18 protein-coding genes are annotated in these 22,879 nt (G+C 47.9%); 15 read left to right on the top strand and 3 right to left on the bottom strand.

Features of this window, described 5'->3' with window-relative positions:
• The first annotated feature begins 63 nt into the window (after window positions 1-63).
• The 6 genes from BLV62_RS20490 to BLV62_RS20465 all read left to right on the top strand — a co-directional run bounded on the left by BLV62_RS20490 (window position 64) and on the right by BLV62_RS20465 (window position 8,118).
• Window positions 64-1,500, top strand: a complete 1,437-nt coding sequence (locus BLV62_RS20490; RefSeq protein WP_089763802.1) for a hypothetical protein — start codon at window positions 64-66, stop codon at window positions 1,498-1,500.
• Between the two features lie 181 nt (window positions 1,501-1,681).
• A complete protein-coding gene (gene ligD / locus BLV62_RS20485) occupies window positions 1,682-4,393 on the top strand; it encodes a DNA ligase D (protein ID WP_089763800.1) in 2,712 nt (903 codons plus the stop codon).
• A gap of 15 nt (window positions 4,394-4,408) precedes the next feature.
• A complete protein-coding gene (gene xth, locus BLV62_RS20480; protein WP_089763799.1) occupies window positions 4,409-5,179 on the top strand; it encodes an exodeoxyribonuclease III in 771 nt (256 codons plus the stop codon).
• 150 nt (window positions 5,180-5,329) lie between these two features.
• A complete protein-coding gene (locus BLV62_RS20475; RefSeq protein WP_089763797.1) occupies window positions 5,330-5,671 on the top strand; it encodes a hypothetical protein in 342 nt (113 codons plus the stop codon).
• A gap of 11 nt (window positions 5,672-5,682) precedes the next feature.
• Entirely contained in the window at window positions 5,683-7,029 is a 1,347-nt protein-coding gene (locus tag BLV62_RS20470) for a DUF4200 domain-containing protein (protein WP_089763795.1), read from the top strand.
• 81 nt (window positions 7,030-7,110) lie between these two features.
• A complete protein-coding gene (locus BLV62_RS20465) occupies window positions 7,111-8,118 on the top strand; it encodes a glycoside hydrolase family 130 protein (protein ID WP_089763793.1) in 1,008 nt (335 codons plus the stop codon).
• Here the strand turns inward: BLV62_RS20465 and tkt are convergent, their stop codons facing one another.
• Window positions 8,119-10,188 carry a transketolase gene (gene tkt, locus BLV62_RS20460; RefSeq protein ID WP_089763791.1) on the bottom strand — a complete coding sequence of 690 codons (2,070 nt, stop codon included), beginning with the start codon at window positions 10,186-10,188 and terminating at the stop codon, window positions 8,119-8,121.
• A 379-nt stretch (window positions 10,189-10,567) separates the two neighbouring features.
• Between tkt and BLV62_RS20455 the strand changes: the two genes are divergently transcribed.
• The 6 genes from BLV62_RS20455 to soxC are packed head-to-tail and all read left to right on the top strand — an operon-like array spanning window position 10,568 to window position 19,864.
• Window positions 10,568-13,702, top strand: coding sequence for a SusC/RagA family TonB-linked outer membrane protein (locus BLV62_RS20455; protein ID WP_089763788.1), 3,135 nt, complete (start codon window positions 10,568-10,570; stop codon window positions 13,700-13,702).
• A gap of 18 nt (window positions 13,703-13,720) precedes the next feature.
• On the top strand, window positions 13,721-15,079 hold the full coding sequence (locus BLV62_RS20450; RefSeq protein ID WP_089763786.1) for a RagB/SusD family nutrient uptake outer membrane protein: 1,359 nt from the start codon (window positions 13,721-13,723) through the stop codon (window positions 15,077-15,079).
• 27 nt (window positions 15,080-15,106) lie between these two features.
• Window positions 15,107-16,429: a hypothetical protein gene (locus BLV62_RS20445; protein ID WP_089763785.1), complete on the top strand. Its 1,323-nt coding sequence runs from the start codon at window positions 15,107-15,109 to the stop codon at window positions 16,427-16,429.
• An 11-nt stretch (window positions 16,430-16,440) separates the two neighbouring features.
• Window positions 16,441-18,090 (top strand): hypothetical protein, encoded by a 1,650-nt coding sequence (locus BLV62_RS20440; protein ID WP_211117875.1) that lies wholly within the window; start codon window positions 16,441-16,443, stop codon window positions 18,088-18,090.
• Between the two features lie 8 nt (window positions 18,091-18,098).
• Window positions 18,099-18,635 (top strand): c-type cytochrome, encoded by a 537-nt coding sequence (locus BLV62_RS20435; protein ID WP_089763783.1) that lies wholly within the window; start codon window positions 18,099-18,101, stop codon window positions 18,633-18,635.
• Between the two features lie 5 nt (window positions 18,636-18,640).
• Window positions 18,641-19,864 carry a sulfite dehydrogenase gene (gene soxC / locus BLV62_RS20430; RefSeq protein WP_211117878.1) on the top strand — a complete coding sequence of 408 codons (1,224 nt, stop codon included), beginning with the start codon at window positions 18,641-18,643 and terminating at the stop codon, window positions 19,862-19,864.
• A gap of 6 nt (window positions 19,865-19,870) precedes the next feature.
• Here the strand turns inward: soxC and BLV62_RS20425 are convergent, their stop codons facing one another.
• A complete protein-coding gene (locus BLV62_RS20425; protein ID WP_089763780.1) occupies window positions 19,871-20,284 on the bottom strand; it encodes a hypothetical protein in 414 nt (137 codons plus the stop codon).
• A gap of 228 nt (window positions 20,285-20,512) precedes the next feature.
• On the bottom strand, window positions 20,513-20,842 hold the full coding sequence (locus BLV62_RS20420) for a KGG domain-containing protein (RefSeq protein ID WP_211117885.1): 330 nt from the start codon (window positions 20,840-20,842) through the stop codon (window positions 20,513-20,515).
• Between the two features lie 260 nt (window positions 20,843-21,102).
• Between BLV62_RS20420 and BLV62_RS20415 the strand changes: the two genes are divergently transcribed.
• The 3 genes from BLV62_RS20415 (at window position 21,103) to BLV62_RS20405 (ending at window position 22,876) form a co-directional block, all read left to right on the top strand.
• Complete coding sequence (locus BLV62_RS20415; RefSeq protein ID WP_211117887.1) at window positions 21,103-21,582, top strand: DUF6496 domain-containing protein; 480 nt, start codon at window positions 21,103-21,105, stop codon at window positions 21,580-21,582.
• A 94-nt stretch (window positions 21,583-21,676) separates the two neighbouring features.
• Window positions 21,677-21,931 carry a hypothetical protein gene (locus BLV62_RS20410; protein ID WP_089763779.1) on the top strand — a complete coding sequence of 85 codons (255 nt, stop codon included), beginning with the start codon at window positions 21,677-21,679 and terminating at the stop codon, window positions 21,929-21,931.
• Between the two features lie 60 nt (window positions 21,932-21,991).
• Entirely contained in the window at window positions 21,992-22,876 is an 885-nt protein-coding gene (locus BLV62_RS20405) for a mechanosensitive ion channel family protein (RefSeq protein WP_089763778.1), read from the top strand.
• Window positions 22,877-22,879 lie beyond the last annotated feature (3 nt).

The following is a 22,879-nucleotide window of genomic DNA, read 5'->3' as shown; positions in this document are numbered from 1 at the left end:
TCCTGAACATCGATATGTATATAGCTGGATAAGAAAACCAAAAATGCTGACCAAATATTAAAGATGAAAGGAAAACTACTTGCCATTTTCACATCCATATTTTTTATACTGAATGACGCAAACGGACAGGACTCTCATTACTGGGAATCAGGGTTCTCGCCTGGCGGATTTTTATTCCCCGGAGCAGTGATCGCCAATAACCGCGACAGTGGGTTGTTCTTTTATAATCCCGCTCTGCTGGCCATTAAGCCGAAGACCGGTGTTTCCATCTCTGCGAATATTTATGAATGGGAACATGTCAATATACCGGATGGTATAGCCAGTGAAAAACCATTGAGAAGCAATAAGCTCCGTATTGTTCCCCAGATGGTGTCCGGCACTGTTGCCTTTAAAAAAAACATTTCTATCGGTTATGCGCTGATCCACAACCCGAGCCTCAGCTACAAGGTGAATCAACGACAGGATAAACAGATGAATGTACTGGACGATTCGTACAGCCCGGGCGCTGAATATTACGTTGGACAATACGCTGCGTACAACAGCGTTAATCAGACGATTGCCGCAGCAAGTGCAGCTATGAAATTAAGTGAGCGGTTGGCTGTGGGTTTGTCGGTCGAAGGACACATACGTTCCCAGGACTTTTCAGAAGATTATAAGTCAAGAGCGCTTATCAATACTGATTCTATTGCATTAACTCCGTTTACAAGCGTTACTTCCTCCTATGAGGCCTCTTATACGCATATAGGCATCCGTTTCAAAGCAGGCCTGTCTTACGATGCCGGCCCTCACCATTTCGGGTTGCTGTTGTCTTCTCCGCTGGTATCAATCAAAGGGGTTGCCACGGTACAAAGCGATCTGGCTATATCCAACCTGCAGTTAGGCGCCGGTAACAGCGTTGTTTTAAATATCATGGCAAACGACCGGCAAAAGAACCTCCCGGTAACATATAAGTTTCCATTCAGCATAGCGGGAGCATACGCAATAGACTACAACAAGGGACAAGTGTATATAGCAGCGGAGTATTTCCATAAAGTGAACAGTTACGAGATCATTACTCCAAGGAAGGAGTCTTTTATACGGCCTGATACCGGCAATCCTGATCTCTCAGCGCGCGGTTACCTGCAGTTCCGGAATGAACACAAGAGCGTAATTAACTTTGCTTTAGGCCTCAGCCATTATATAGATCCCAATTTCACCGCTTATGGCTCTTTCCGCACAGATTTCAGTTATGCCGCTTCCATTCCTGAAGAATATAATGGACGGTTGCCTTATGTGATTAACTGGGATGTCTACCATGCGCAACTGGGCGGGAATTTCAGAAGAAAAAAGTTTAACCTCCGCGCCGGGCTGCTGCTAAGTTATGGCCGTACAACCAACTATACACAGCCGGTTAATTTCGAAAATCCTAAAGATTCCGACCAATTGCTGGGTATCTCGCATGATGTAAAAGGTACTTTTTTCTCCACAGGTCTGCTGTTATCATATATACATAATTTTTAAACGATAGCTTTTTAAAAGGTTCGGTAAACCGGTTGGCCCGGGAAAAACAAGCATACGGGATCGACTAAATGTTGCATACAGGTAGCGGGATGTCCATCTCCCGTGTATAGCGCGTAAAAAGCCGGTATGTTTATTGTCGCCCTGCTGGTATTACCAACAGTAACCTCAAACTTACCCCGCTATGAGTTTAGCCAGATACAAAGAGAAAAGATCACGGAACAAAACCCCGGAACCTTTTTCAGGCAAAGGAACAGGGACAGAACTTCGTTTCGTGGTGCAAAAGCACGCCACCTCACATCTGCATTATGATTTTCGTTTAGAGATGGGCGGTGTATTAAAGAGCTGGGCAGTTCCAAAAGGCCCGTCTGTCGATCCGGATGTTAAACGCCTGGCAATGATGGTCGAAGATCACCCTTACGACTACCGCAATTTCGAGGGAATTATCCCCAATGGTCAGTATGGCGGCGGAACAGTGATTGTCTGGGATGAAGGTACTTACGAACCCGCGGAACCAGTGGCCGGAGACATAAAGAAACAGGAAAAGCACCTGTTGCATCAGCTCTACTCAGGAAAGATTAAATTCACTTTACACGGCAAAAAACTGAAAGGGGAGTTCGCCCTGGTAAAGGCGCCGGCCAGGGGCGAAAACAGTTGGTTATTGATGAAATTACAGGATCGCTACGCAAAGAAAGAGGACATTACGTTGAAAGATAAGTCGGTTATATCAAAGAAAACCATCGAACAGGTAGCGAAAACATCTAACAATATCTATGGCCAAAGCCACTCGAAGAAAGCAACCGGCAGAAAAAATAAAACAGTGGTTGAGCCGGCTGCCGAAAAGAAGGTGGCTAACGAAATCAAGCGGCGGAGTACCAGTATCAAATCGGCCAGCAAACAATTAAACGCCCTGTTGAAAAAGGCCGGAAAGCAACCGTTTTATACCCGGGTAGCCCCGGCGCTTGCCACATTGGTAGACAGTGCCTTTGACGAGGAAGGATGGTTGTACGAGGTAAAATGGGATGGATACAGGGCAATTGCTTTCATGAATAAAAAGACAGTAGAGCTCAAATCCCGCAACGACAAATCCTTCAACGAAAAATTCTACCCGGTATACCAGGCATTGAAAGACTGGGGGATAGATGCTGTTGTGGATGGCGAAATAGTAGTGGTGGGCTCCAATGGCCAGTCTGATTTCGAAGCCCTGCAAAACTGGCGGAGCGAAGATGATGGTATATTGCTCTACTACCTCTTCGATATCTTATGGTACAAAGGTTATGACCTGAAAGGGCTGGAGCTGAGCGAGCGAAAAGCGATCCTTAACGAAATAGCGCCTCCCGATGGCCTCATCAAGATCAGCGATGATTTTGAAACTTCAGGTATCGAATTTCTTGAAGCCGCCCGGAAAATGGGACTGGAAGGGATTATAGCCAAACGCAAGAACAGCCAATATCTGCCTGGAGAACGGACACGCGACTGGTTGAAAATTAAAGTCAATAAACGGCAGGAAGTAGTGATAGGAGGGTATACTACCAACGAAGGCACTACCAAACCCTTTAGCTCTTTGCTGGTAGGTGTGTTCGACAAAGGAAAGTTTGTTTATACGGGCAAGATCGGAACAGGTTTCAACCTGAAAAAACAAAAGGAAATGCTGGAACTGTTTAAGCCGCTTGTTATAAAGAAACCTGCTTTTTCTGAAGTGCCGGACATCAATAAACCCAGCCGGTTCCGGCCGAATCCGCCTATGGCCACTGCTACCTGGCTTAAACCGGAACTTGTCTGCGAGGTCAGTTTCGCAGAGATGACATCCGATGGCGTAATGCGCCATCCCTCTTTCGAAGGATTAAGAGAAGATAAAAAGGCATCGGAAGTTGTGTTGGAAAAAGAAACAGACGTTAATACCATAGTAGCCGGCGAAAAGGCCGGCAACCCATACATCAAGCCTGTAAGCAAGGGTAGCCGGAAAACCCTGCTTAACCCGAAAGATGAAACACAGGTCCGAAAAGTAGGAGGCCATGAACTTAAATTTACCAACCTGAGTAAGGTTTTCTGGCAAAAAGAAAAGATAACGAAACGGGACCTGATCAACTATTACTACCAGGCAGCGCCCTTTATATTGCCTTACCTGAAAGACCGTCCGCAGGCTATGAACCGCTTTCCTAACGGGATCGAAGGCAAAAGTTTTTATTATAAGAATGTGAGCGGAAAGGTGCCTGACTGGATGGATACTTACGGGTACCATAGCGATACAGACGGGGAAGACAAGGAATATTTGTTAGGAAACAACGAAGCAACATTGCTGTTCATGGCTAACCAGGGCTGTATAGAAATGAACCCCTGGAGCAGCACCACTAAAAAGCCGGATCATCCCAGCTGGTGCATGATAGATTTTGACCCGGATAAAAATACATTCGAACAGGTGATAGAAGCGGCGCAGATCACACACCAGATACTGGAAGATATAGGAGTTCCGTCTTATCCTAAAACCAGCGGCTCCACCGGTTTGCATGTTTACATCCCCCTGGGTGCAAAGTACACTTACGAACAAAGCAAGGAGTTCGCCAGGATCATTGTAACGCTTGTGCACCGCGAGATTCCCGGGTATACGTCGCTGGAACGAACGGTTCGCGACAGGAAAGGCAAAATGTATCTCGACTTCCTTCAGAACCGCCCGCACGCTACCATTGCAGCGCCTTACGCCGTGAGGCCCAAACCAGGCGCTACTGTTTCAATGCCCCTGCATTGGGATGAAGTGAAGAAAGGATTGAAGATGACTGATTTTACCATAAAGAATGCTATTGCCCGGATGGAGAGTGAAGGAGATATATTTAAGCCGGTATTGGGAAAAGGGATAGATATGCAGAAAGTGCTGAAGAAGCTGGAAGCAATGAGATAATCGTAAATTCAGATCATGAAAATAGCTACCTATAATATCAACGGGATCAATGGGCGGCTGCCTGTTTTGCTTCGCTGGCTGGAACAGGCGAAGCCCGATATCGTATGCCTCCAGGAACTGAAATGCCCCAACGAAAAATTCCCGCTGGCCGCCATTACCGCCGCGGGGTACAACGCCATCTGGCATGGACAGAAGAGCTGGAATGGCGTAGCTATTCTTTCAAAAACGCCTATCCAGGAAGTAAGCAGGGAGTTGCCGGGCGAGCCTGAAGATACCCATAGCCGTTATATTGAGGCTATAATCAACAAAATGGTGGTCGTATGCCTGTACCTTCCTAACGGTAACCCATATCCCGGCCCGAAGTTCGATTACAAGCTGAAATGGTTCAAACGTTTTATCGCCAGGGCCGCCAAACTAATGGAGCTGGAACTCCCTGTTATGCTGGTGGGCGACTATAACGTAATGCCAACGGAGCTGGATGTATATAAGCCGGAACGCTGGATCGACAATGCGCTTTTCAGGCAGGAGGTGCGGGACGCTTTCCAGCAACTGCTGAAGCAAGGATGGACAGACGCCATCCGCAAATTGCATCCTCATGAAAAGATCTATACCTTCTGGGATTATTTCCGGAATGCTTTTGCCAGGGACGCCGGTTTACGGCTCGATCATTTTCTTTTAAGCCCGCAGATCGCCAGCCGGTTAAAAAAAGCCGGTGTTGATAAGGAAGTAAGGGGCTGGGAAAAGACCAGCGATCATGCGCCGGCCTGGATAATTATCGGCAAATGATCGTTGCCCGGGCAATTTCGTTTAGGATTCCCCGTAAATACCTGGATTTTCTTATGGTTATTTACATTTAGTTACAGACTTTTGCAGGCAAAACATATTCATTATTTTTATTCATCCCTGGTCTGACTGCTATTAAATATCATTGTACTTATGCCTGTAGTCAATGTTTACTATAACTTTACCAAAGATCGCCTGATCGATCCTCCCATCCAGATTGCCTTTAATGCAAAACCTGCCAACCTGGTAAATGACATGCAAAGTGTGGATTCCTATAAAGGGGTCGTGAAAAATGTCTATATAGACAACAACGAAATTGAGGTGGCAGTGGAACTCGAAGGTATCAAATCTACCAACTGGTCCATCACCGTGCAGGTTGAAATCCTGCCGCGTAAAGCTACCGATAAGCTGCATGATCTGTCAACCAGCCCGATCACCGATACCTTGCCGGAAAGCGGATATGCCTGGCATGCCAAAGTTTACTCCATCCTGTAAATGATACTGAAATGAAGCTATATTTTTCTATAGCAGCATGCCTATGCCTGTATGCCAACCTTTCCAATGCCCAGTTATTAAACCAGGACGCTTCAGGTAAAAGCACTATCATCGAAAGCGGAAGTACCGTTTCACTGGACTTTTCCCAGGCGCTGGCTAACATCAACTATTTTAAATCCATACCTCAGAAGAAGGATAACAAGTCTGCCCGCGGCTTGATCATTGGCGGGCAATTACAGGGCAGGAGCGCCGGTGGATGGGCTAACCTGTTCAGCGATGGAAAGTTCACTCCTGAAGGCAATCTCTCTGTTTTAGCAGGCGGTTATACGAGGTTGAGGAAAGTAAGAGACAATGATAATTATGAATGGTTGCTGGAAGAAAGAGTGAAATGTAATGAAGAAAGAAATGAAAAAGGAAGATTGCTGGATGAAAAGATCTTTCCTGGACTAATAAACAAACATTGGCAAGTGCAGGACTGTGGAAGCAGCGATAGTGTCCTTACCCTTGTAAAGGCGGCGATGGACAGTAAAACAAAATTGATCGAAAAACTGGAGAAGCTGGAGAAAGAGATAAGGGAAAAAGCATCCTTTGACCGTTGCGACCTGCAGGCGGTAAAGTCGATTCACGCGCTGGTAGAAGATCTCCGGGAAACGGCAGAATTGGAGCGGTTTATCGCACTGACCGACAAGCTGGACAAGCTGAGAACAGAGATAAATGATTACAGCAAAAGGGTTGTGAGAACCGGCCGGTTAACTTACTATTTCAGGGCCGGCGTATCGGCCAGGGGCTTCAAATACGACAATGGAGAGGCCATAAAACAGATGGATACACGCTTTACAGATGTCTCATCTGTAGAACCCTATTTTGAGATCGGTACCTCCTGGCGGCTTAACGCCTGTTCTTACCTGGGCATTACCGCAGGCGCGCAGTATTTCAGCAATTTCGGCGCCCTGGCCCAATCGGCCTATTCCCTGGTCAGCCAGGACAGTATAGGCAATTCCGTTCTTCAAACTAAAACAGAAATAACCGCTTACAGCGGCGCAGCGTTTATCCGTAAGTGGGGCGCCTACGTAAACGCTGATTACTTGTTCCTGCTGCCCCTGGAGCAGGCAAAGAGTATGTACCTGGGGATCAGCCCATACATCAGGCTGAATTTCCCCGGGGTCTCCGCTTACCTGGATAGTTTCAGGGCAACGGCAGGATTGGGAGGATATTTTATCAACGGGAATTCAGGCGCTTTCCAGGGAGGCATCTACCTGCAGACCAGTGATCTGAACAAGGAGAATTACGACCATATTGGCAAGACCATCACATTTGGGTTAGTCAGTAAGTTCAACCTGTCGGGGATTGCCCTGTAAACAGGTTTTAATGTTATTTTAAACTGAACTTGCAAGCAGGCATCGAATAAAATTCGTAACTTTTAATATCGATATCTGCTTATGATCAGGATTAAAAAACATGGAATTTTATTGGGGCCTACCAGGTTGGATTTTGAGAACGAAGGAGTGTTAAACCCGGCTACCATACAGCATGGAGATAAGATCCTGCTTTATTACAGGGCGGTAAAAAAAGGTAATTTCTCCACCATCGGTTACTGTGATCTTTCCGGGCCTACCAAGGTTGCCACACGCCTCGACAAACCTTTGCTGGCGCCGGAATATGATTACGAGAGTAAGGGGATAGAAGACCCCAGGGTAGTAATGTTAGACGGGCTTTATCATCTTACCTATACAGCGTTTGATGGCGCAAATGCCTGTGGCGCTTTAGCGGTATCGACAGACGGTGTCAACTATACGAAAAAAGGACTGATTGTAGCGCAAATGGATTTTGCCATGTTTAAACAACTGGCAGAAACCAGGGGAAGACTGGAGGAATCTTATACCCTGTTCAACATGATGAATCCCCGGCTCTGGGATAAAGACCTGATATTTTTTCCCCGCCGGATCAACGGCAAAATATATTTTCTGCATCGTATCAAACCCGATATACAGGTAGTAGCGGTAAATGAAATAGCTGATCTGACGCAGGATTTCTGGCATGATTACTACCGCAGCTTCCACGACCATATCTTGCTGAAACCTAAATTTCCCCACGAGAAAAGTTATGTTGGAGGAGGATGTCCGCCGGTTGAAACTCCCCATGGTTGGTTGCTGATCTACCACGGCGTCTATGAAACTTCACACGGTTATATTTATTCAGGATGCGCGGCATTGCTGGATTTGAATGATCCCAGGAAAGAACTGGCCCGCCTGCCTTACCCGCTGATCGTACCACAGAAGGTCTGGGAGATCAGGGGAGATGTGGATAATGTTTGTTTCCCTACGGGTACCGTGGTACAAGGAGACACGCTCTATATTTATTATGGAGCCGGCGACGAAGTGATCGCCGCCGGCTCTGTTAGTTTACCTGAGTTGCTGAAGGGATTGCTGGCGCATCATATCGCCTGATCATAACTTCACCAGTGCAACTGCTTTCTCCACGATGTTTTCGGGCGTAAAGCCGAACTCTCTCAACAACACCGGCCCTGGCGCTGATGCACCAAAATGTTCTATGGAAATATTCACTCCCTTTTCTCCTGTATAACGTTCCCATCCCTGTGCAATACCCGCTTCAACAGAGATCCGGGCTTTTACATCAGGCGGCAATACCGTGTCTTTATATTCCTGTGTTTGCGCTTCAAAAAGCTCCCAGCTGGGCATAGATACCACGCGGGTAGGGATGTTGAATGCTGTTAACTGTTCCTGTGCTTTTACCGCCAGGTCTACTTCCGACCCTGTTGCAATGAGTATCAGTTGCGGCTTGCCGTCCGGCGCGTCTATCAGCGTGTATGCACCATATCTTAAACCTTCGGCGCTGGCGTATTTGCTTCTGTCAAGCGTTGGAACATGTTGACGGGTAAAGATCAGCGAAACAGGTTGGTCCCGTAATTCTATTGCCGCTTTCCACGCTTCGGCCGTTTCATTGGCATCTGCCGGCCGTATTACCACGAGGTTGGGAATAGCTCTTAAAGATGCGAGTATTTCTACTGGTTGGTGGGTAGGGCCATCTTCTCCCAATGCAATACTGTCATGGGTAAAGATAAATACCACTTTAAGATGAGATAAGGCGGCTAACCTGATGGGCGGCCGCATATAGTCTGCAAAGTTCAGGAAGGTAGCAGTAAAAGGAATAATGCCTCCATGTGCAGCCAGGCCATTTGAGATAGCGCCCATGGCATGTTCTCTTACCCCGTAATGCAGGTTGCGGCCTTCAAAGCCCCATACGCCCTTGGCAATGCCCTGGATGTCGCCCACTTCAGATTTGATGCATTCAAAGTTCCCTGCGTCTTTTAATTCAGTGTTCGTGGAAGTATTCAGGTCTGCCGATCCGCCGATGAAACCCGGCAGGTGATGGAAGAATTGCTGCATCACTTCCCCGCCGGCCGCGCGGGTGGCCATGCCTTTGCTATCGGCTTTAAATGGCTGGATGTCTTTATCCCAATTCCTGGGCAGCTCGTCGTGGATGAGCGAACGCAACTCATGCGCCAGTTCAGGATATTTCTGGGCGTATATCACCATTCTTTCTTCCCATTTCCTGGTCAATTGTTTGCCTGTTTCTACTGCCTCACGGAAATGCCTCAACGCTTCTTCCGGCACCAGGAAATCAGGGGTTAACGGCCAACCCAGTTTTTCTTTTGTAGCCTTCACCGCATCAGCGCCTAAAGGAGATCCATGGGCGCCTGTACTGTCCTGTTTCGGAGAACCATAGCCGATATGCGTACGTACCATGATGATAGATGGACGGCCTGTTTCCTCCTGCGCGCTGCGGATCGCCAGCTCGATTGCAGCCAGGTCGTTCCCGTCTTCCACTTTTTGTACATGCCAGCCGTAAGATTCAAAACGCATGGCATGATCTTCTGTAAACGTTACGTTGGTAGAAGATGCCAGCGTGATCTTATTATCATCATATAAGTAAATGAGCTTGCCCAGGCCCAGGTGGCCCGCCAGGGATGCGGCTTCTGCTGCCACGCCTTCCATCAGGTCGCCGTCGCTCACAATGCCGTAGGTGTAATGATCGATCACGGGGTCTCCGGGGCGGTTATATTTCGCCGCCAGGTAAGCTTCCGCGATGGCCAGCCCAACGCCATTGGCGAAACCTTGTCCCAAAGGCCCTGTGGTTACTTCCACGCCGGGAGTATGGCCTCTTTCCGGATGCCCCGGCGTTTTGCTTCCCCACTGGCGGAACTGTTTGATATCGTCTATTGTCAGGTCGTAGCCCGTCAAATGCAGTAAACTATATAATAACATTGATCCGTGGCCGGCCGATAGTACAAACCTGTCGCGGTTAAACCATTGCGGATCTTCGGGCGCATGCCTTAAAAACTTTGTCCATAACACATAAGCCATCGGCGCAGCGCCTAAGGGCATACCCGGGTGCCCGCTGTTAGCTTTTTCAACTGCGTCTACAGACAAAAATCTGATCGTATTGATACATAGTTGGTCCAATGCGGTAACATTCGGAGATAAAGCGGTGGTCATGTTATACTTTTTTGATAATGAGCAATCTCATGTCCTTCAACAAACATCGTGCACAGAAGGTTGGGAGAATATTTTTCATATTAGTCTACTGAAATTATAGACTTTTAGAAAATTATTGTATTATTGTACTCTCATAGAAGTGCAAACTTTGGCTTGCCCAACTTTTCGACCGTTAAAAAAACTAGATCGCATGAATACATCAGTACTTATCATGACCGTTTTGCATCCTCAACGATGTTGGTAAGTTCCTAACTATTTAAAAAAGAAAACCGGAACTGTTGGCGCAGTTCCGGCAGGTAAACAAGGCTGTTTGGACAATTATCAGTGACCTGCCTATGCAGGACACCGGCCTCATTTTTTTCATACCAAAGTAAAGATAATGAAAATTGCTATTGCATGCAGCTATGGGCTGCTGCTATCGGCATCTGCATGGGCTCAAAATCTGCAATCGCCCTCCCAGGCCGATACTATTGCACCTTCACGCAAAGCCGTTGTTCAAAACAATATCTCCTTATCAGGAAGATTGATTGATGCGAAAACTCAACAACCTATCAGCGGCGCACTTGTACACATTAAAGGAACAACACACGAAGTACAGACAGGGGCAAACGGCGAATTTGCCTTTCTAACCGGCCAAAAAGTTCCGGTCATCTACCAGATCTCGGCCTTAGGCTATAAATTGAAAGAGTTCTACGCCGATAAAGCGCATACGGGGAATATCGTGCTGGAAGAACTGAACACCCAACTGAACGATGTGGTAGTGGTTGGTTACGGCACCCAGAAACGCCGGGACCTTACCAGCGCCATTGCCTCCATTAAAGGAAGCGAAGTGGTGACAGCCCCCGTTGCCAGCTTCGACGCCCAACTGCAGGGCCGCGCAGCCGGCGTACAGATCAATTCCAATACCGGCGTACCTGGCGACGGCGTATTCGTAAGGGTAAGAGGAACCAGTTCTATCAACGCCGATAATGATCCCCTGTATATTATCGACGGCGTATTTATCAATAACAGCAGCCTGCAAACAGTGAATACCGGCGGACGTTCCACTTCTCCGCTGGCCGATCTGAACCCGGCTGATATCGAGAATATTGAAGTCCTGAAAGATGCCAGCGCTACCGCCATTTACGGGTCCAGGGGCGCTAATGGCGTAGTGATCGTTACTACCCGCAGGGGTAAATACAATGCGAAAGCTAAACTGAACCTGGATGTTTCCGCAGGCGCCGCCTGGGCGCCCAAACTCTGGGACCTTACAACCGGTCCTCAGCATGCGGAGCTGATCAACGAATTTTATGCGAATTCGCTAGCCGACGCACAGAAACAGGGCGATCAGGCAGGCATCAAGAAATACAGCGTACTGCCTTTCAGGGCGCTCGCAGACCAGCCCAACGCCCAGCCCGCGCCAAGGGGACTGCCTTCCGAACAGAAAACCTACGACAGGTTAAACGAGATCTTCAGAACAGCGCCCTTGCAGAATTATAACCTCTCGCTGGCCGGCGGAAATAAAGATACCCGCTATTATTTCGGTGGCGGTTACTCCAAACAACAGGCTATCCTGAAGCCTATCGGCTTCGAAAGGGCCAGCTTCAAACTGAACCTGGATCAGCGCATCAACGACCGTATCACCATCGGTTCCAGCAACAGTTTTTCCCGCAGCTTCAGAGCGCAGGGAAGGGCGGGCGACGGCCCCCAGGGAGGTTTGCTCCAGGCGGCCCTCCACACGCCAACTTACCTGCCTGAAACAAATGCCGACGGCACTCCGGCCAGGTGGGCAGGTTTCGATAACGTGCAGGTGCTGATAGACAACTACGATGTACACACTACCAGCCTGCGCTACATCGGCAATTTATTCCTGGACGCGGAGGTATTGCCGGACCTTAAATTTCATAGCCAGATCAGCATCGATTACAACAACTATAACGAATCCGAATACTGGAACAACCTTACCCAACTTGGAGGTGGAAGTACCAACGGCCTGGCCACTTCTGCCATCACTCAAAGCACCAGTTGGATCAACGAACAAACGCTCACCTGGCGGAAACAACTGGCCACAAAACATTTCCTCGGCGTGTTGATCGGGAATACCTTGCAAAGCAATACCGAAACGCTTACAGCAGCGCAGGGATCAGGTTTCCCAAACAACGCCTACAAGTTGATATCGTCTGCGGCTACACGTACTTCATCTCAAACCTGGACAAGGAACAACCTGGCTTCTTTCTTCTCCAGGATCGATTATAACTATGCAGGCAAATACTACTTCGAAGCCAGCCTGAGAGCCGACGGGTCCTCCAAATTCGGGGATAATGTTAAATGGGGCTATTTCCCGTCTGTCAGCGGTTCCTGGCGATTGAAGGAAGAGAATTTCCTGAAAGAGGTGAAAGGGATAAGCGACCTGAAACTTCGTTTAAGCTATGGCGTTACAGGCAACCAATCCGGCATCAGCAACTTTGCAGCAAAAGGTCTGTGGTCGGGTGGTTCAGGATATCCTGACAACAGCAGCGGCGATCAGCCGGGTACCACGCCGCTACAGCTTCCTAACCAGAACCTGCAATGGGAGAGGACCAGCCAGACCAACTTCGGCGTAGACCTCGGCCTCTTTAAAGGACGGGTGAACCTGACTGCCGATATCTATAGCAAATATACCAGCAACCTCCTGCTGCAGCTGCCGAAAGCGGGCGTTACAGGCTTCAGCTCTTACTATAGCAACGCCGGCGAGATCAGCAACAAGGGATACGAGATCGGTATCAACACCACTAATATATCTACCCGCAATCTTACCTGGACAACCAGTTTCAATATCGCAGGCAACAAGAACAAAATTGAAAAACTGCCTTCTCCCATCTATCAATACAACCGTGATTGGATCATTATGCAGGAAGGATCGCCCATGTATTCTTTCTGGCTGTACAAGCAACTGGGCGTAGACCCTAATACGGGAGATGTAATATTCGAGGGAGCAAAAGACGGCAAATTGCCTGTATCTGCCCGCCAGGTAATGGGCAATGCCATGCCTGATTTCTACGGCGGTTTAAGTAATACCGTTACCTGGAACGGGTTCGATCTGAGCGTGTTTTTCTCGTTCCAGTATGGCAATGAAGTGTATAACCTGAATAAATTTTTTGGAGAAGGAGGAGGAACAAGAGACGCCAACCGGGTACTGTTTGCCGATCAGCTCAACAGGTGGCAGAAGCCGGGCGATCAGACAGATGTTCCACGGCTTACAGCTTATGGCCTGAATTACACCATAGACCAGAACAGCAGGTTCCTGGAAGATGGTTCGTTCCTGCGTTTAAAATCGCTCACCCTGGGATATACTATTCCTAAATCCATTACTGAAAGATGGAAGATCCAGCAGCTTCGTGTATACTTCATCGGTAGTAACCTGTGGTTGCTGACGAAGTATACAGGTTTGGATCCGGAGTCGAATGTTACCGGGCTGCAAACCGTACAGGGACTGGATCTTGGAACACCGCCGCAGCCCCGCAGCGTTCAGTTTGGAGTAAATGTAACCCTCTAACCGCAAAACGAATTAATTATGAAATACTTGAAATATTTACTGGTTGCCTGGTTGATCAGCTTTGGCCTGTCGTGCAGCAAATTCCTGGATGTACAGCCCAGGGATGCTGTTTCCGATGAGCAGACAATTATAGATAAAACTTCTGCCAATACTGCCCTGAGAGGAGTTTACAGGAAGCTGGCAGCCGATAATTATTATGGAACATTGTTCCAGACCTTTGGCTACCTGCCGGGAGACAATGTACAATGGACAGGCTCACAGTCTGTGATCCAGCAGTTCATTACCCACAAGATCAATGCAGATAACGGCAACCTGCAAAGCGTATGGAGCGCTATTTATGCCACAGTGAATGCAGCCAACCATATTATTGCCAAAGTGCCCGGCGTGCAGGATGCTACTTTCACAACGGCAGAACGCAGGCAGATAGTAGGGGAAGCCTATTTTATCAGGGCTTTGTGTTATTTCGACCTGGCAAGGGTCTGGGGAAATGTACAGATAACGTTAACGCCTACCCAGAGCGCATCAGATAAAAGCGACCTGAAAAACAGCTCCCAGGCCGAAGTATATGCACAGGTGTTAAATGACCTGAATGCTGCGGATTCATTGCTTATACCTCCTGCCTCTGCAAATCCTGTAAGAGCTAACCAGGAAACGGTATGGGCGCTGAAAGCCCGCTACTACCTGTACCAGGGCGACTGGGCGCAGGCGGTTGCCTACGCCGGTAAAGTACTGGCAGATAAAAGTAACTACGTCTTGCAACGCCCGTACAGCGCCTTTTTTAGCCCTGCCAGCGCGGTAGCAACGAAAGAATCGGTATTTGAACTTTCGTATAGCGCTACCTATCCGAACTCCCATCGCAACTCCTGGCAACCGCCTGTCAACAGCGGCACCCGTCAATGGGCGCCTTCAGATGCGTTCGTTGCCCTGGTGAACGACCCGCTGATAGGCGGCAACAGGAATGCCCTGGTGGCTAAAACTTCCGCAGGCTTATGGTATGGCAATCTTTACTACCGCAGCAGCCCGGCTGTAGATCCAACTTATGTGATCCGCATTGCCGAGGTTTACCTGATCCGCGCAGAAGCACTGGCGCAACAGGGAAAGACTGAAGACGCCAAAAAAGACCTGGACGCCATTCGCGACCGGGCCGGCCTGCAGCCAACAACAGCCGACAGCAAAGAAGCCGTGTTGCTGGCCATAGAGAACGAACGCAGGGTGGAATTCGCTTTTGAACCGCATCGCTGGTTCGACCTGGTAAGGACCAAAAGGGCAGGAGCGGTACTAAACCTGACGGATACACGCTTGTACCTTTTCCCGATTCCGGCAAACGAAATAGCCCTTGCCAATGGCAACCTGAAACAGAACCCGGGATACGAATAATATTTTAATGCTTTTAATTCTTCTACTATGAGTGATCAAAACAGCTGGACATCTGCTCAAAAAGTAGTATTCAGAATAGTATTTATCTATTTCCTCCTCCAGGCGCTACCGCTGGACTGGAAATTTTATCAGACCCTGTTTTCCGGGGCGTTGCTGCATCCTACCTACCAGGATCTTTTCAACCTGGCCAACTATACAACCAGGTTTGGAAGCGGCCCCGCCACCTTCCTTGATTGGGGAATTCTGCTGATCATTGCCCTGGCAGGCGCCGCGATCTGGAAATCCAGGGACCGGTACTCTGATGCGGGGTACGACAAACTTTATTACTGGCTGAAGGTGGTATTAAGATACCGCCTGGCCCTGGCATTACTGACCTATGGCTTCCTCAAGCTGTACGGGTTACAGTCGCCATACCCTACGATCAGCAGCCTGAATACGCCCTACGGGTATTTCGACAGGTGGAAACTATTTTCTCTCAGCCTGGGTATTGTTCCCTCGTATGAACTCTTCCTGGGATTAGTGGAGATCATACTGGCCGGCTTGCTACTGTACAGGAAAACAGCCAGCATAGCCGCCTTTATATTCCTCATCTATATGGGAAATATTTTCGTGTCGAACGTTGCCTACGAAGGCGGCGAAGTGGTTTACAGCCTCTTATTGATCAGTTACGGTTTTGTAATTCTAAGCGCTGATCTTCAGCGGATCATTACTCTCATCATCCTTCAAAAGCCAGCTAAAGCAGCCACTTTCAAACCAGTTTATCATAACAGGTACCTGAGGCTGGCGCTGAAAGGCGCTTTTGTGCTGGTGTTTGTATTGGCCTATGGTATTAAAACAGGCGCCGGGGCGAAGTATGATCCTTACCAATACCCAACTGCAAAGGGGTTGCAGGGCGCAAAAGGGTTATACAATGTCTCCAACTTCGTGAGGAATGGCGATACGCTTGCGTATTCGCTTACCGATTCGGTACGTTGGAGAAATGTAGTGTTTGAAGAATGGAACACGATCAGTATCCTGACCAATCAACCCGCTCCCTTGTATGGCAACAAAGAACATATTGTAAACAGCGATCCTCGTAACAGGCTGTATGAGATCGAAGGCACCAACTACCGTCACTACTACAGTTATACGATCGATAGCGCAAACAACCTTTTGCACCTGGTAAACAGGTATCCTGGCGCACAGGCCGACAGTTTCACTGTTACGTTTACACGCCCGGATACGGCGACGATCCTTTTATCCGGCGTGGTGGCTAACGACAGCCTCAACATCGTATTAACAAAAACGGCAAAGGTTTATTTGCTGGAAGAAGCGCGTGGCAAGAGCAGGAACCGCAAAATCAAACTCTAAAAATATTTAAGATGGCACATGTTATTGATGAACCACTGTTAAGGGAAACATCCGTCAATCATGTTTCCGGTCAACCATCCGGGCTTAACCCGCTTCCCGCATGGAAGCCCTACCAGTTGATCCTGTTTCGTATAGCCTTTATCTTCTTTATCGCGATATCCATTCCCAATACCGGGGCATGGTATCAGCAATTGATAGAACTTAACTGGCTGAAGCTGAATTACCGCGACTTATATGATATCGCCCGCTTCGGCTCGGGTATCAACTTCCTTGGCAACTCTATATTTGGCAGTACCCTGCTGGGGTATGCCAACTGGATCACCACTTTGCTGGTGGCGACAGCGGGCGGCCTGGTCTGGACAGCGATAGTTTATTTACGCCGCAAGCCCAGGACCGAATACTACAATGCCTGGTATTGGCTGCGGGTAGTGGTGCGTTACCGTGCGGGGATCGGTATCATCGGTTTCGGATTCACCAAGTTGCTGCCTGTCCAGATGCCTTATCCTTCGCTTGGCATCCTGAATACCAACTTTGGCGATCTGACCGCGCAAAAGATATACTGGTTATCTATCGGAATAGTGCCCTGGTACCAGGTATTTGCAGGAGTGGTGGAAGTAGCGGCAGGCACCTTGTTATTCTTCCGTAAAACAACGACCCTCGGGGCGATCCTGTTGCTGGGCGCACTGGGAGATATTGTTTATGTGAACTTCGCCTATGACGGTGGCGTACACGTTTACAGCAGTTATTTTGTGTTGCTGGCCGCTTTGCTGCTGGTGAACGATATCCCCAAGGTTTGGAAATTATTGGTGGGTGAACAGGATGTAACGCCTGTTAACTACTATCCTGATCTATCCGGCAGTTGGCTGAAGTATGCAAGAGTAGGGCTTAAATCGCTGACCCTCTTCCTGTTCCTGGGAGTCTTGTTCTATCTTCAATTGATCAACTTCCTGTATGATCCGTATAAACAACCGTCAGTAGCGGGAGTCAAGACACTCAGAGGCAACTATGCAGTTACTACCTTCCGGTTGAACGGGGTTACTATCCCTTACTCGCCGTTAGATTCTGTGCGGTGGCAGGAGGTGACGTTTGAGAATTGGTCTACACTTACATTCAGGGTTAACAAACCTCATCCGCTGGATCTTTCCAATGGGGGCGGCGACCCGCAGCGGGACGTGAACAGGACGTTTGAACTTACCGGCCTGGCAGGCGGCCAGCGGGCTTTCCATTATTATGCTGATGAAGTGAATAAGGTTTTATACCTGGAAGATAAATTTAAACCGGTGCCCGACAGGAGGAACCGGACGGCCGGTGTAGGCGGTGATGGCGGCGCCTCTGCAGACGAGGCGGCCGAAAAAGCGGCGGCCCGCGAAACGGCTATACAAAAGCAGGATTGGATTCCTGCAGCTGCCAGGAAGAATATAGGCGATGAGGTTTATAAGATAGATCCTTTAGCCTATTCGGCCAGGAGAACCAGGGAATATGCAAAAGCGCCGGTAGGCGAGATAAGGAAACGTTTCATAGTGAAATATGAAACCACTGATGGCTCGCATGTAATACTCACCGGTGAAGATGAAAATAAGAACAGCTTATACGTGGTGCTGGACAGGGTAGAAAAACCTTACGCCCTGTCGCCAAGCCAGCTGCAGGCAGGAAAATACTAAGAACAGCTATGAAAGGAATATCGTCCCGGGCCCTCGTTTGGGGATTGTTGCTGTATGCTTGTCACACCCCTGATACTCCCGCCAGGTTTGGATTTGGCAGGCCAGCCTCGCAGGCTGAAATTGATTCGCAGAACATCTCCATCAGGCCCGACGGAGCGGGATTACCTGCCGGCAGCGGAAATTTCGCTGCCGGCAGGTCGATCTTCCAGGCTAAATGTGCATCATGTCACGGGCCTACGGGAGCGGAGCCTACGCCTAACCGGCTGGTGGCCGCTTTTGGCGATACTGTGAAGGCAAAAACCATTGGCAACTACTGGCCTTATGCAACCACCATCTTCGACTATATACGCCGGGCTATGCCCTTTAATGCGCCAGGCTCCCTGACCAATGAAGAAGTTTACCATCTTACCGCTTTCCTGCTTTGCAGCAATAAGATCATCGACAGTACAACGGTGATCGATGCCCGGTCGCTGCCCCGCATTGTAATGCCGGCAAAGCAGTATTATGTAAACGACGACAGGAAAGGAGGCAACGAAGTAAAATGAACAGCATGGAAGAAAAGAACGATAAGAAGATCCCCCGCCGGGCAATGCTGAAAGCGGCGGCATTATCTGCCACTACCGCTTTGATGGGCGGAGTGAAAGTGCCGGACCCGGTAAAGACAGGCGTAATTCCTGATCCTACAAAAGTGCAGGGCGCCGTGCCGGGAAAGCTGGGTACCCGGTCACCGTTCGAACAACCAATTAAAAAAGCTTCGGAGATCTCCGGCAGAACCCCGCTGCAGGACCTTTACGGGATCATCACGCCATCGGATCTGCATTTTGAGAGGAGCCACGCAGGCGTTCCGCTAATAGATCCACAGAAATATGAACTGCTGATCCACGGGATGGTAGAACGACCAACAGTTTTCACCCTGAAAGATCTTAAAAGATTTCCCGCTCTTTCCCGTATCGCCTTTATAGAATGCTCCGGCAATTTCAGAACAGGCAAAGAGACAATGACGCCCCAGGAGATCTGCGGACTTACCAGTCAGAGTGAATGGACAGGAGTGATGTTATCTACCCTTTTCAGGGAAGTAGGGGCCAGTCCCAAAGCTACCTGGTTCCTGGCTGAAGGCAGCGATGCAGCGGTGATGACAAGAAGCATTCCTATGGAAAAAGGCTGGAAGGATGCCATGATCGCCTATGCACAGAACGGAGAGGCCATAAGGCCGGAACAGGGATATCCTGCGCGCTTGTTCCTGCCGGGTTGGGAAGGCAATATGAATATAAAATGGATCAGGAGAATAGAAGTATCAGACCAGCCATTTATGACCAGGGAAGAAACCTCCAAGTACACGGAAACGATTAAGGATCATAAGATCAGGCAATTTAGTTTTGATATGGACGCCAGGTCGATTATCACCTATCCCAGTTACCCCCAGGAGGTGGAAAAAGGTTGGATTGAAATAAGAGGCATTGCCTGGAGCGGAAGAGGCAAGATAGACAGAGTTGAAATTTCCACAGATGGGGGCAAACATTGGAACAACGCTGTTTTACAAGAACCGGTGCTGGACAAGGCCCATACCTTTTTCAGGTATCTGTGGCGCTGGGACGGGAACCCCGCCGAAATAATGAGTCGCGCTGTGGATGATACAGGTTACAGGCAGCCTTTTATGAAACAGTTGATCGATGCGAGAGGCAGCGATATGGGGGGCTATCATCTGAACCCGGTAACAGCCTGGCTGATTGAGCGTGACGGCAAAGTGTTGTTCAAACCTGAAAAAAGAAAATAAAGGGTATTATTCGTATAAGGTCAGTTCATCCCTGGTGATAGCGTGAAAAAGATTTTGAAGCTGGTGTACATGCACGATAGGCCTGCCGAAAGGAACCAATCCCCCGGGTGCATCTGCCATAGGCTGAAAAACTTCATTTTCATACCTGATATGAACGCTGTGTAAACGGTTGTATTTGAGGGAGTAGACGTTTTCGTCTTCACCATATTCCTTTTCTCCCTTAATAAATCCAAATTTCCTGAGCAGGAACAGGTCAAGTATCACCGGGTTAGTTTTCTCCAGCGACAATTTACTTAAGGGCAAACCGGAGTTGTAAACATACCCGTCGAGGATGCCTTCCACCGTAAACGCTGTTTCCTCCATATTGTAGTCGAAATACGACACATAATTACCTATCCTGATATCAGATTCCAAAATCATTTGACGATACTTGATTCACATGCAAATATAGTATCAGACAGGTTTTAAAACAGGAGAAAAAAGAAAGAAAACAGAAATGGGTTAGCAGGAAAATGGGGTTGCAAAGCAATGGATGGGGTGTAAAAGTTTATTTCCGGGTGGTTGGAACAGCGTTAATTTCCTGGTAATTTAAGAGTCTTTATACTACCTGGCATTTATGACGCTGTTCCAACGTCCGGAAATAATAAGTTATAGTTGACCATTACCTTCGTTACTAGCGTTGGCCATAGCATTTTTCTTTTTGCCACGGTTTGTGCCGCCTTTTCTTCCAATTGCAGCCATATGTTCACGATTGCGGCTAACTGCTATACCACCTTTTCTACCAGCGGCACGAGCTTCTTCAGATGTGAATTTATGGGCCACACCTTGTTGATGGGCTGCACGTCCTCCTTCCCTCGAAATCGCACGTTGTTGCTCAGGATCCATTGAGGCAAATCCACGTTTACTGTGCTTTTTCGGCTCATTGCTTTTGTCATGCGTGGCAACAGTAGATGCCTGATTAAATCTCATGTCTTCCATAATTGTAGTTTTAATAGTGATAGTAGGTTAAGTAAACTCTGTATACTGCGATCAAGGAACATGCCACCGCTGTTTTTGCCAGTATACAACAGTATAGATGTATTGATTCCTAACTATAGGGGCAATTCATTCCACAATCCATAGAAAAATACACACATAGCACCCCGATTTCTAACATTGGAATAAATGGATTCTCAATGGCTTGCAATTTGTTTTCTCACAAGTGTTATTCTTTTTTTAACCCATCTAAATTTTTTGTCATGGCAAAGTATTCAAACGCCTCACAGAAGAAAGTAGAAAAAGTGATGCGAGAAATGAAAGAAGGCAAGTTGAAAAGCGGCAGGAGCGGGAAAAAGGTAACCAATCCAAAACAAGCAGTTGCTATTGGTTTATCTGAGGCCCGTGAAGAAGGCGACAAAGTTCCAGATCGTAAATCCTCCTCCGGAAGAAGTTCTTCCAAACGCAGCTCCGCAAAAAAAGCAGCGCCTAAAAAAGCTGCCGCTTCAAAGAAATCCACTGCCAAGAAAGCTACAGCAAAGAAATCAACAGCAAAGAAAGCCGCTTCCAAAAAAACGACTTCAGGAAAAACATCAGCAAGGAAATCCACAGCCAAATCAGGTGGCCGGAAATCCACAGCTAAAGCTGGTACCCGTAAAACCGCTACCAGGAAGGCTGCAACTAAAAAGTCTGCATCCAGGAAAAAAACAACGGCCCGCAGAAAATCTGCTGCAACGGCCTGACATTGAATTGGCAGAATTTACGGGTTACGGTAGACAGTTGAAAATAAATTTGTAATTAACTTTTATCGTAATCCGTAATTCAAATCGATTTTTTATGGAAACGCACAGCATAACTGTGATCATTGATGGGAAGCCCTATGGTTTGATCATTACGATAGATAAGACAGCACTTGAAACAGCTTTTCAGGTGGTACCGGACGTGAGGGAATATGTGCTGGAAGAATACCAACCACATTCTTCCTCTTTTACAGCCGATCATACTGATTCGCTGGAAGGCAATATCCGCATCGTTGAAGCGGAGCAAATTGCCCGTATCATCTGGGAGGATATCCTCGATAAAATGAAATAAGGTTTTCCAAACCTCATCCAAGTTTGTACCTTCGCAGCAAAGAGACTGTGATTACTTGTTATGATGGTAACCGATAAAACCTATAAACATACGCATAGAAAAGAACGGATCATATTCCTGATTAAATTGGTACTGTACCTGGCGATTGTTTACTTTAACCTCGAACATCCTGCCGTTTACGATAAACTCGTATGGCTGTTTAAACTGACAAATGCCCTCTCTTTTTTCCTTGGCGCCAACCTCATCATCTCCCTGGCCTGGCTGGTGATCCTTTCCTGGTATACCAGGAGGCACAAAATAAAACCTATAGAAAAAGACAATTTTGTATTGGGACTGACGCGCATCACCGCCGTTTTTAATACCATCTTCTTCCTGCTGGCCATTACCTTTTTCTTCGGCGTTGATCCGCTGAAGTTCGTTACCAGCATCACCATCGTTGCCGCAGCCCTGGCCCTGCTCACCAAAGATTATATCACTAATATGATCAATGGCCTCATCATCATGTTCTCCGACCAGCTTTCGCTGGGCGATCATATCAGGGTGGGAGACAACAAAGGCAAGATCATGGATATAACCCTCATCAACGTTGTGATACAGAACGAAGACGACGAGATCGTCATCATTCCTAATTCCGTGATCTTTGCAGCTGTGGTAGTCAACCAATCCAAGCAGAATATCAGGAAACTAAGCCTGGAATTTGAACTTGATCATAAACATCCCATTACCATTACCGGCGTGGAAGAGCGGCTCAGGAACGCCATCGCTGCCTACGCTAAAAGCTACGATCCCAATAGCTTCTCCCTTAAAACCATAGAAATAAAAAAAGATTTTGTACAGTTTAAAGTGCAGTTATTGATGCCGCTGGCCGACAAAGAAACAGAACGGCTGATACGCCGTGCATTGAACACGGAGATATTAGCCATTGCAGAAGGTATCGGTAATTAAAGA

This window comes from Chitinophaga terrae (ex Kim and Jung 2007) (assembly GCF_900107795.1).
Lineage (GTDB): Bacteria > Bacteroidota > Bacteroidia > Chitinophagales > Chitinophagaceae > Chitinophaga > Chitinophaga terrae.
This window is presented reverse-complemented; position numbering and strand designations above follow the sequence as displayed.

Bases quoted from the DNA above. Each gene is read 5' to 3' on its own strand.
- BLV62_RS20490 (WP_089763802.1), top strand. From the start codon at position 64: ATGAAAGGAAAACTACTTGCCATTTTCACATCCATATTTTTTATACTG.
- ligD (WP_089763800.1), top strand. From the start codon at position 1,682: ATGAGTTTAGCCAGATACAAAGAGAAAAGATCACGGAACAAAACCCCG.
- xth (WP_089763799.1), top strand. From the start codon at position 4,409: ATGAAAATAGCTACCTATAATATCAACGGGATCAATGGGCGGCTGCCT.
- BLV62_RS20475 (WP_089763797.1), top strand. From the start codon at position 5,330: ATGCCTGTAGTCAATGTTTACTATAACTTTACCAAAGATCGCCTGATC.
- BLV62_RS20470 (WP_089763795.1), top strand. From the start codon at position 5,683: ATGAAGCTATATTTTTCTATAGCAGCATGCCTATGCCTGTATGCCAAC.
- BLV62_RS20465 (WP_089763793.1), top strand. From the start codon at position 7,111: ATGATCAGGATTAAAAAACATGGAATTTTATTGGGGCCTACCAGGTTG.
- tkt (WP_089763791.1), bottom strand. From the start codon at position 10,188: ATGACCACCGCTTTATCTCCGAATGTTACCGCATTGGACCAACTATGT.
- BLV62_RS20455 (WP_089763788.1), top strand. From the start codon at position 10,568: ATGAAAATTGCTATTGCATGCAGCTATGGGCTGCTGCTATCGGCATCT.
- BLV62_RS20450 (WP_089763786.1), top strand. From the start codon at position 13,721: ATGAAATACTTGAAATATTTACTGGTTGCCTGGTTGATCAGCTTTGGC.
- BLV62_RS20445 (WP_089763785.1), top strand. From the start codon at position 15,107: ATGAGTGATCAAAACAGCTGGACATCTGCTCAAAAAGTAGTATTCAGA.
- BLV62_RS20440 (WP_211117875.1), top strand. From the start codon at position 16,441: ATGGCACATGTTATTGATGAACCACTGTTAAGGGAAACATCCGTCAAT.
- BLV62_RS20435 (WP_089763783.1), top strand. From the start codon at position 18,099: ATGAAAGGAATATCGTCCCGGGCCCTCGTTTGGGGATTGTTGCTGTAT.
- soxC (WP_211117878.1), top strand. From the start codon at position 18,641: ATGGAAGAAAAGAACGATAAGAAGATCCCCCGCCGGGCAATGCTGAAA.
- BLV62_RS20425 (WP_089763780.1), bottom strand. From the start codon at position 20,284: ATGATTTTGGAATCTGATATCAGGATAGGTAATTATGTGTCGTATTTC.
- BLV62_RS20420 (WP_211117885.1), bottom strand. From the start codon at position 20,842: ATGGAAGACATGAGATTTAATCAGGCATCTACTGTTGCCACGCATGAC.
- BLV62_RS20415 (WP_211117887.1), top strand. From the start codon at position 21,103: ATGGCAAAGTATTCAAACGCCTCACAGAAGAAAGTAGAAAAAGTGATG.
- BLV62_RS20410 (WP_089763779.1), top strand. From the start codon at position 21,677: ATGGAAACGCACAGCATAACTGTGATCATTGATGGGAAGCCCTATGGT.
- BLV62_RS20405 (WP_089763778.1), top strand. From the start codon at position 21,992: ATGATGGTAACCGATAAAACCTATAAACATACGCATAGAAAAGAACGG.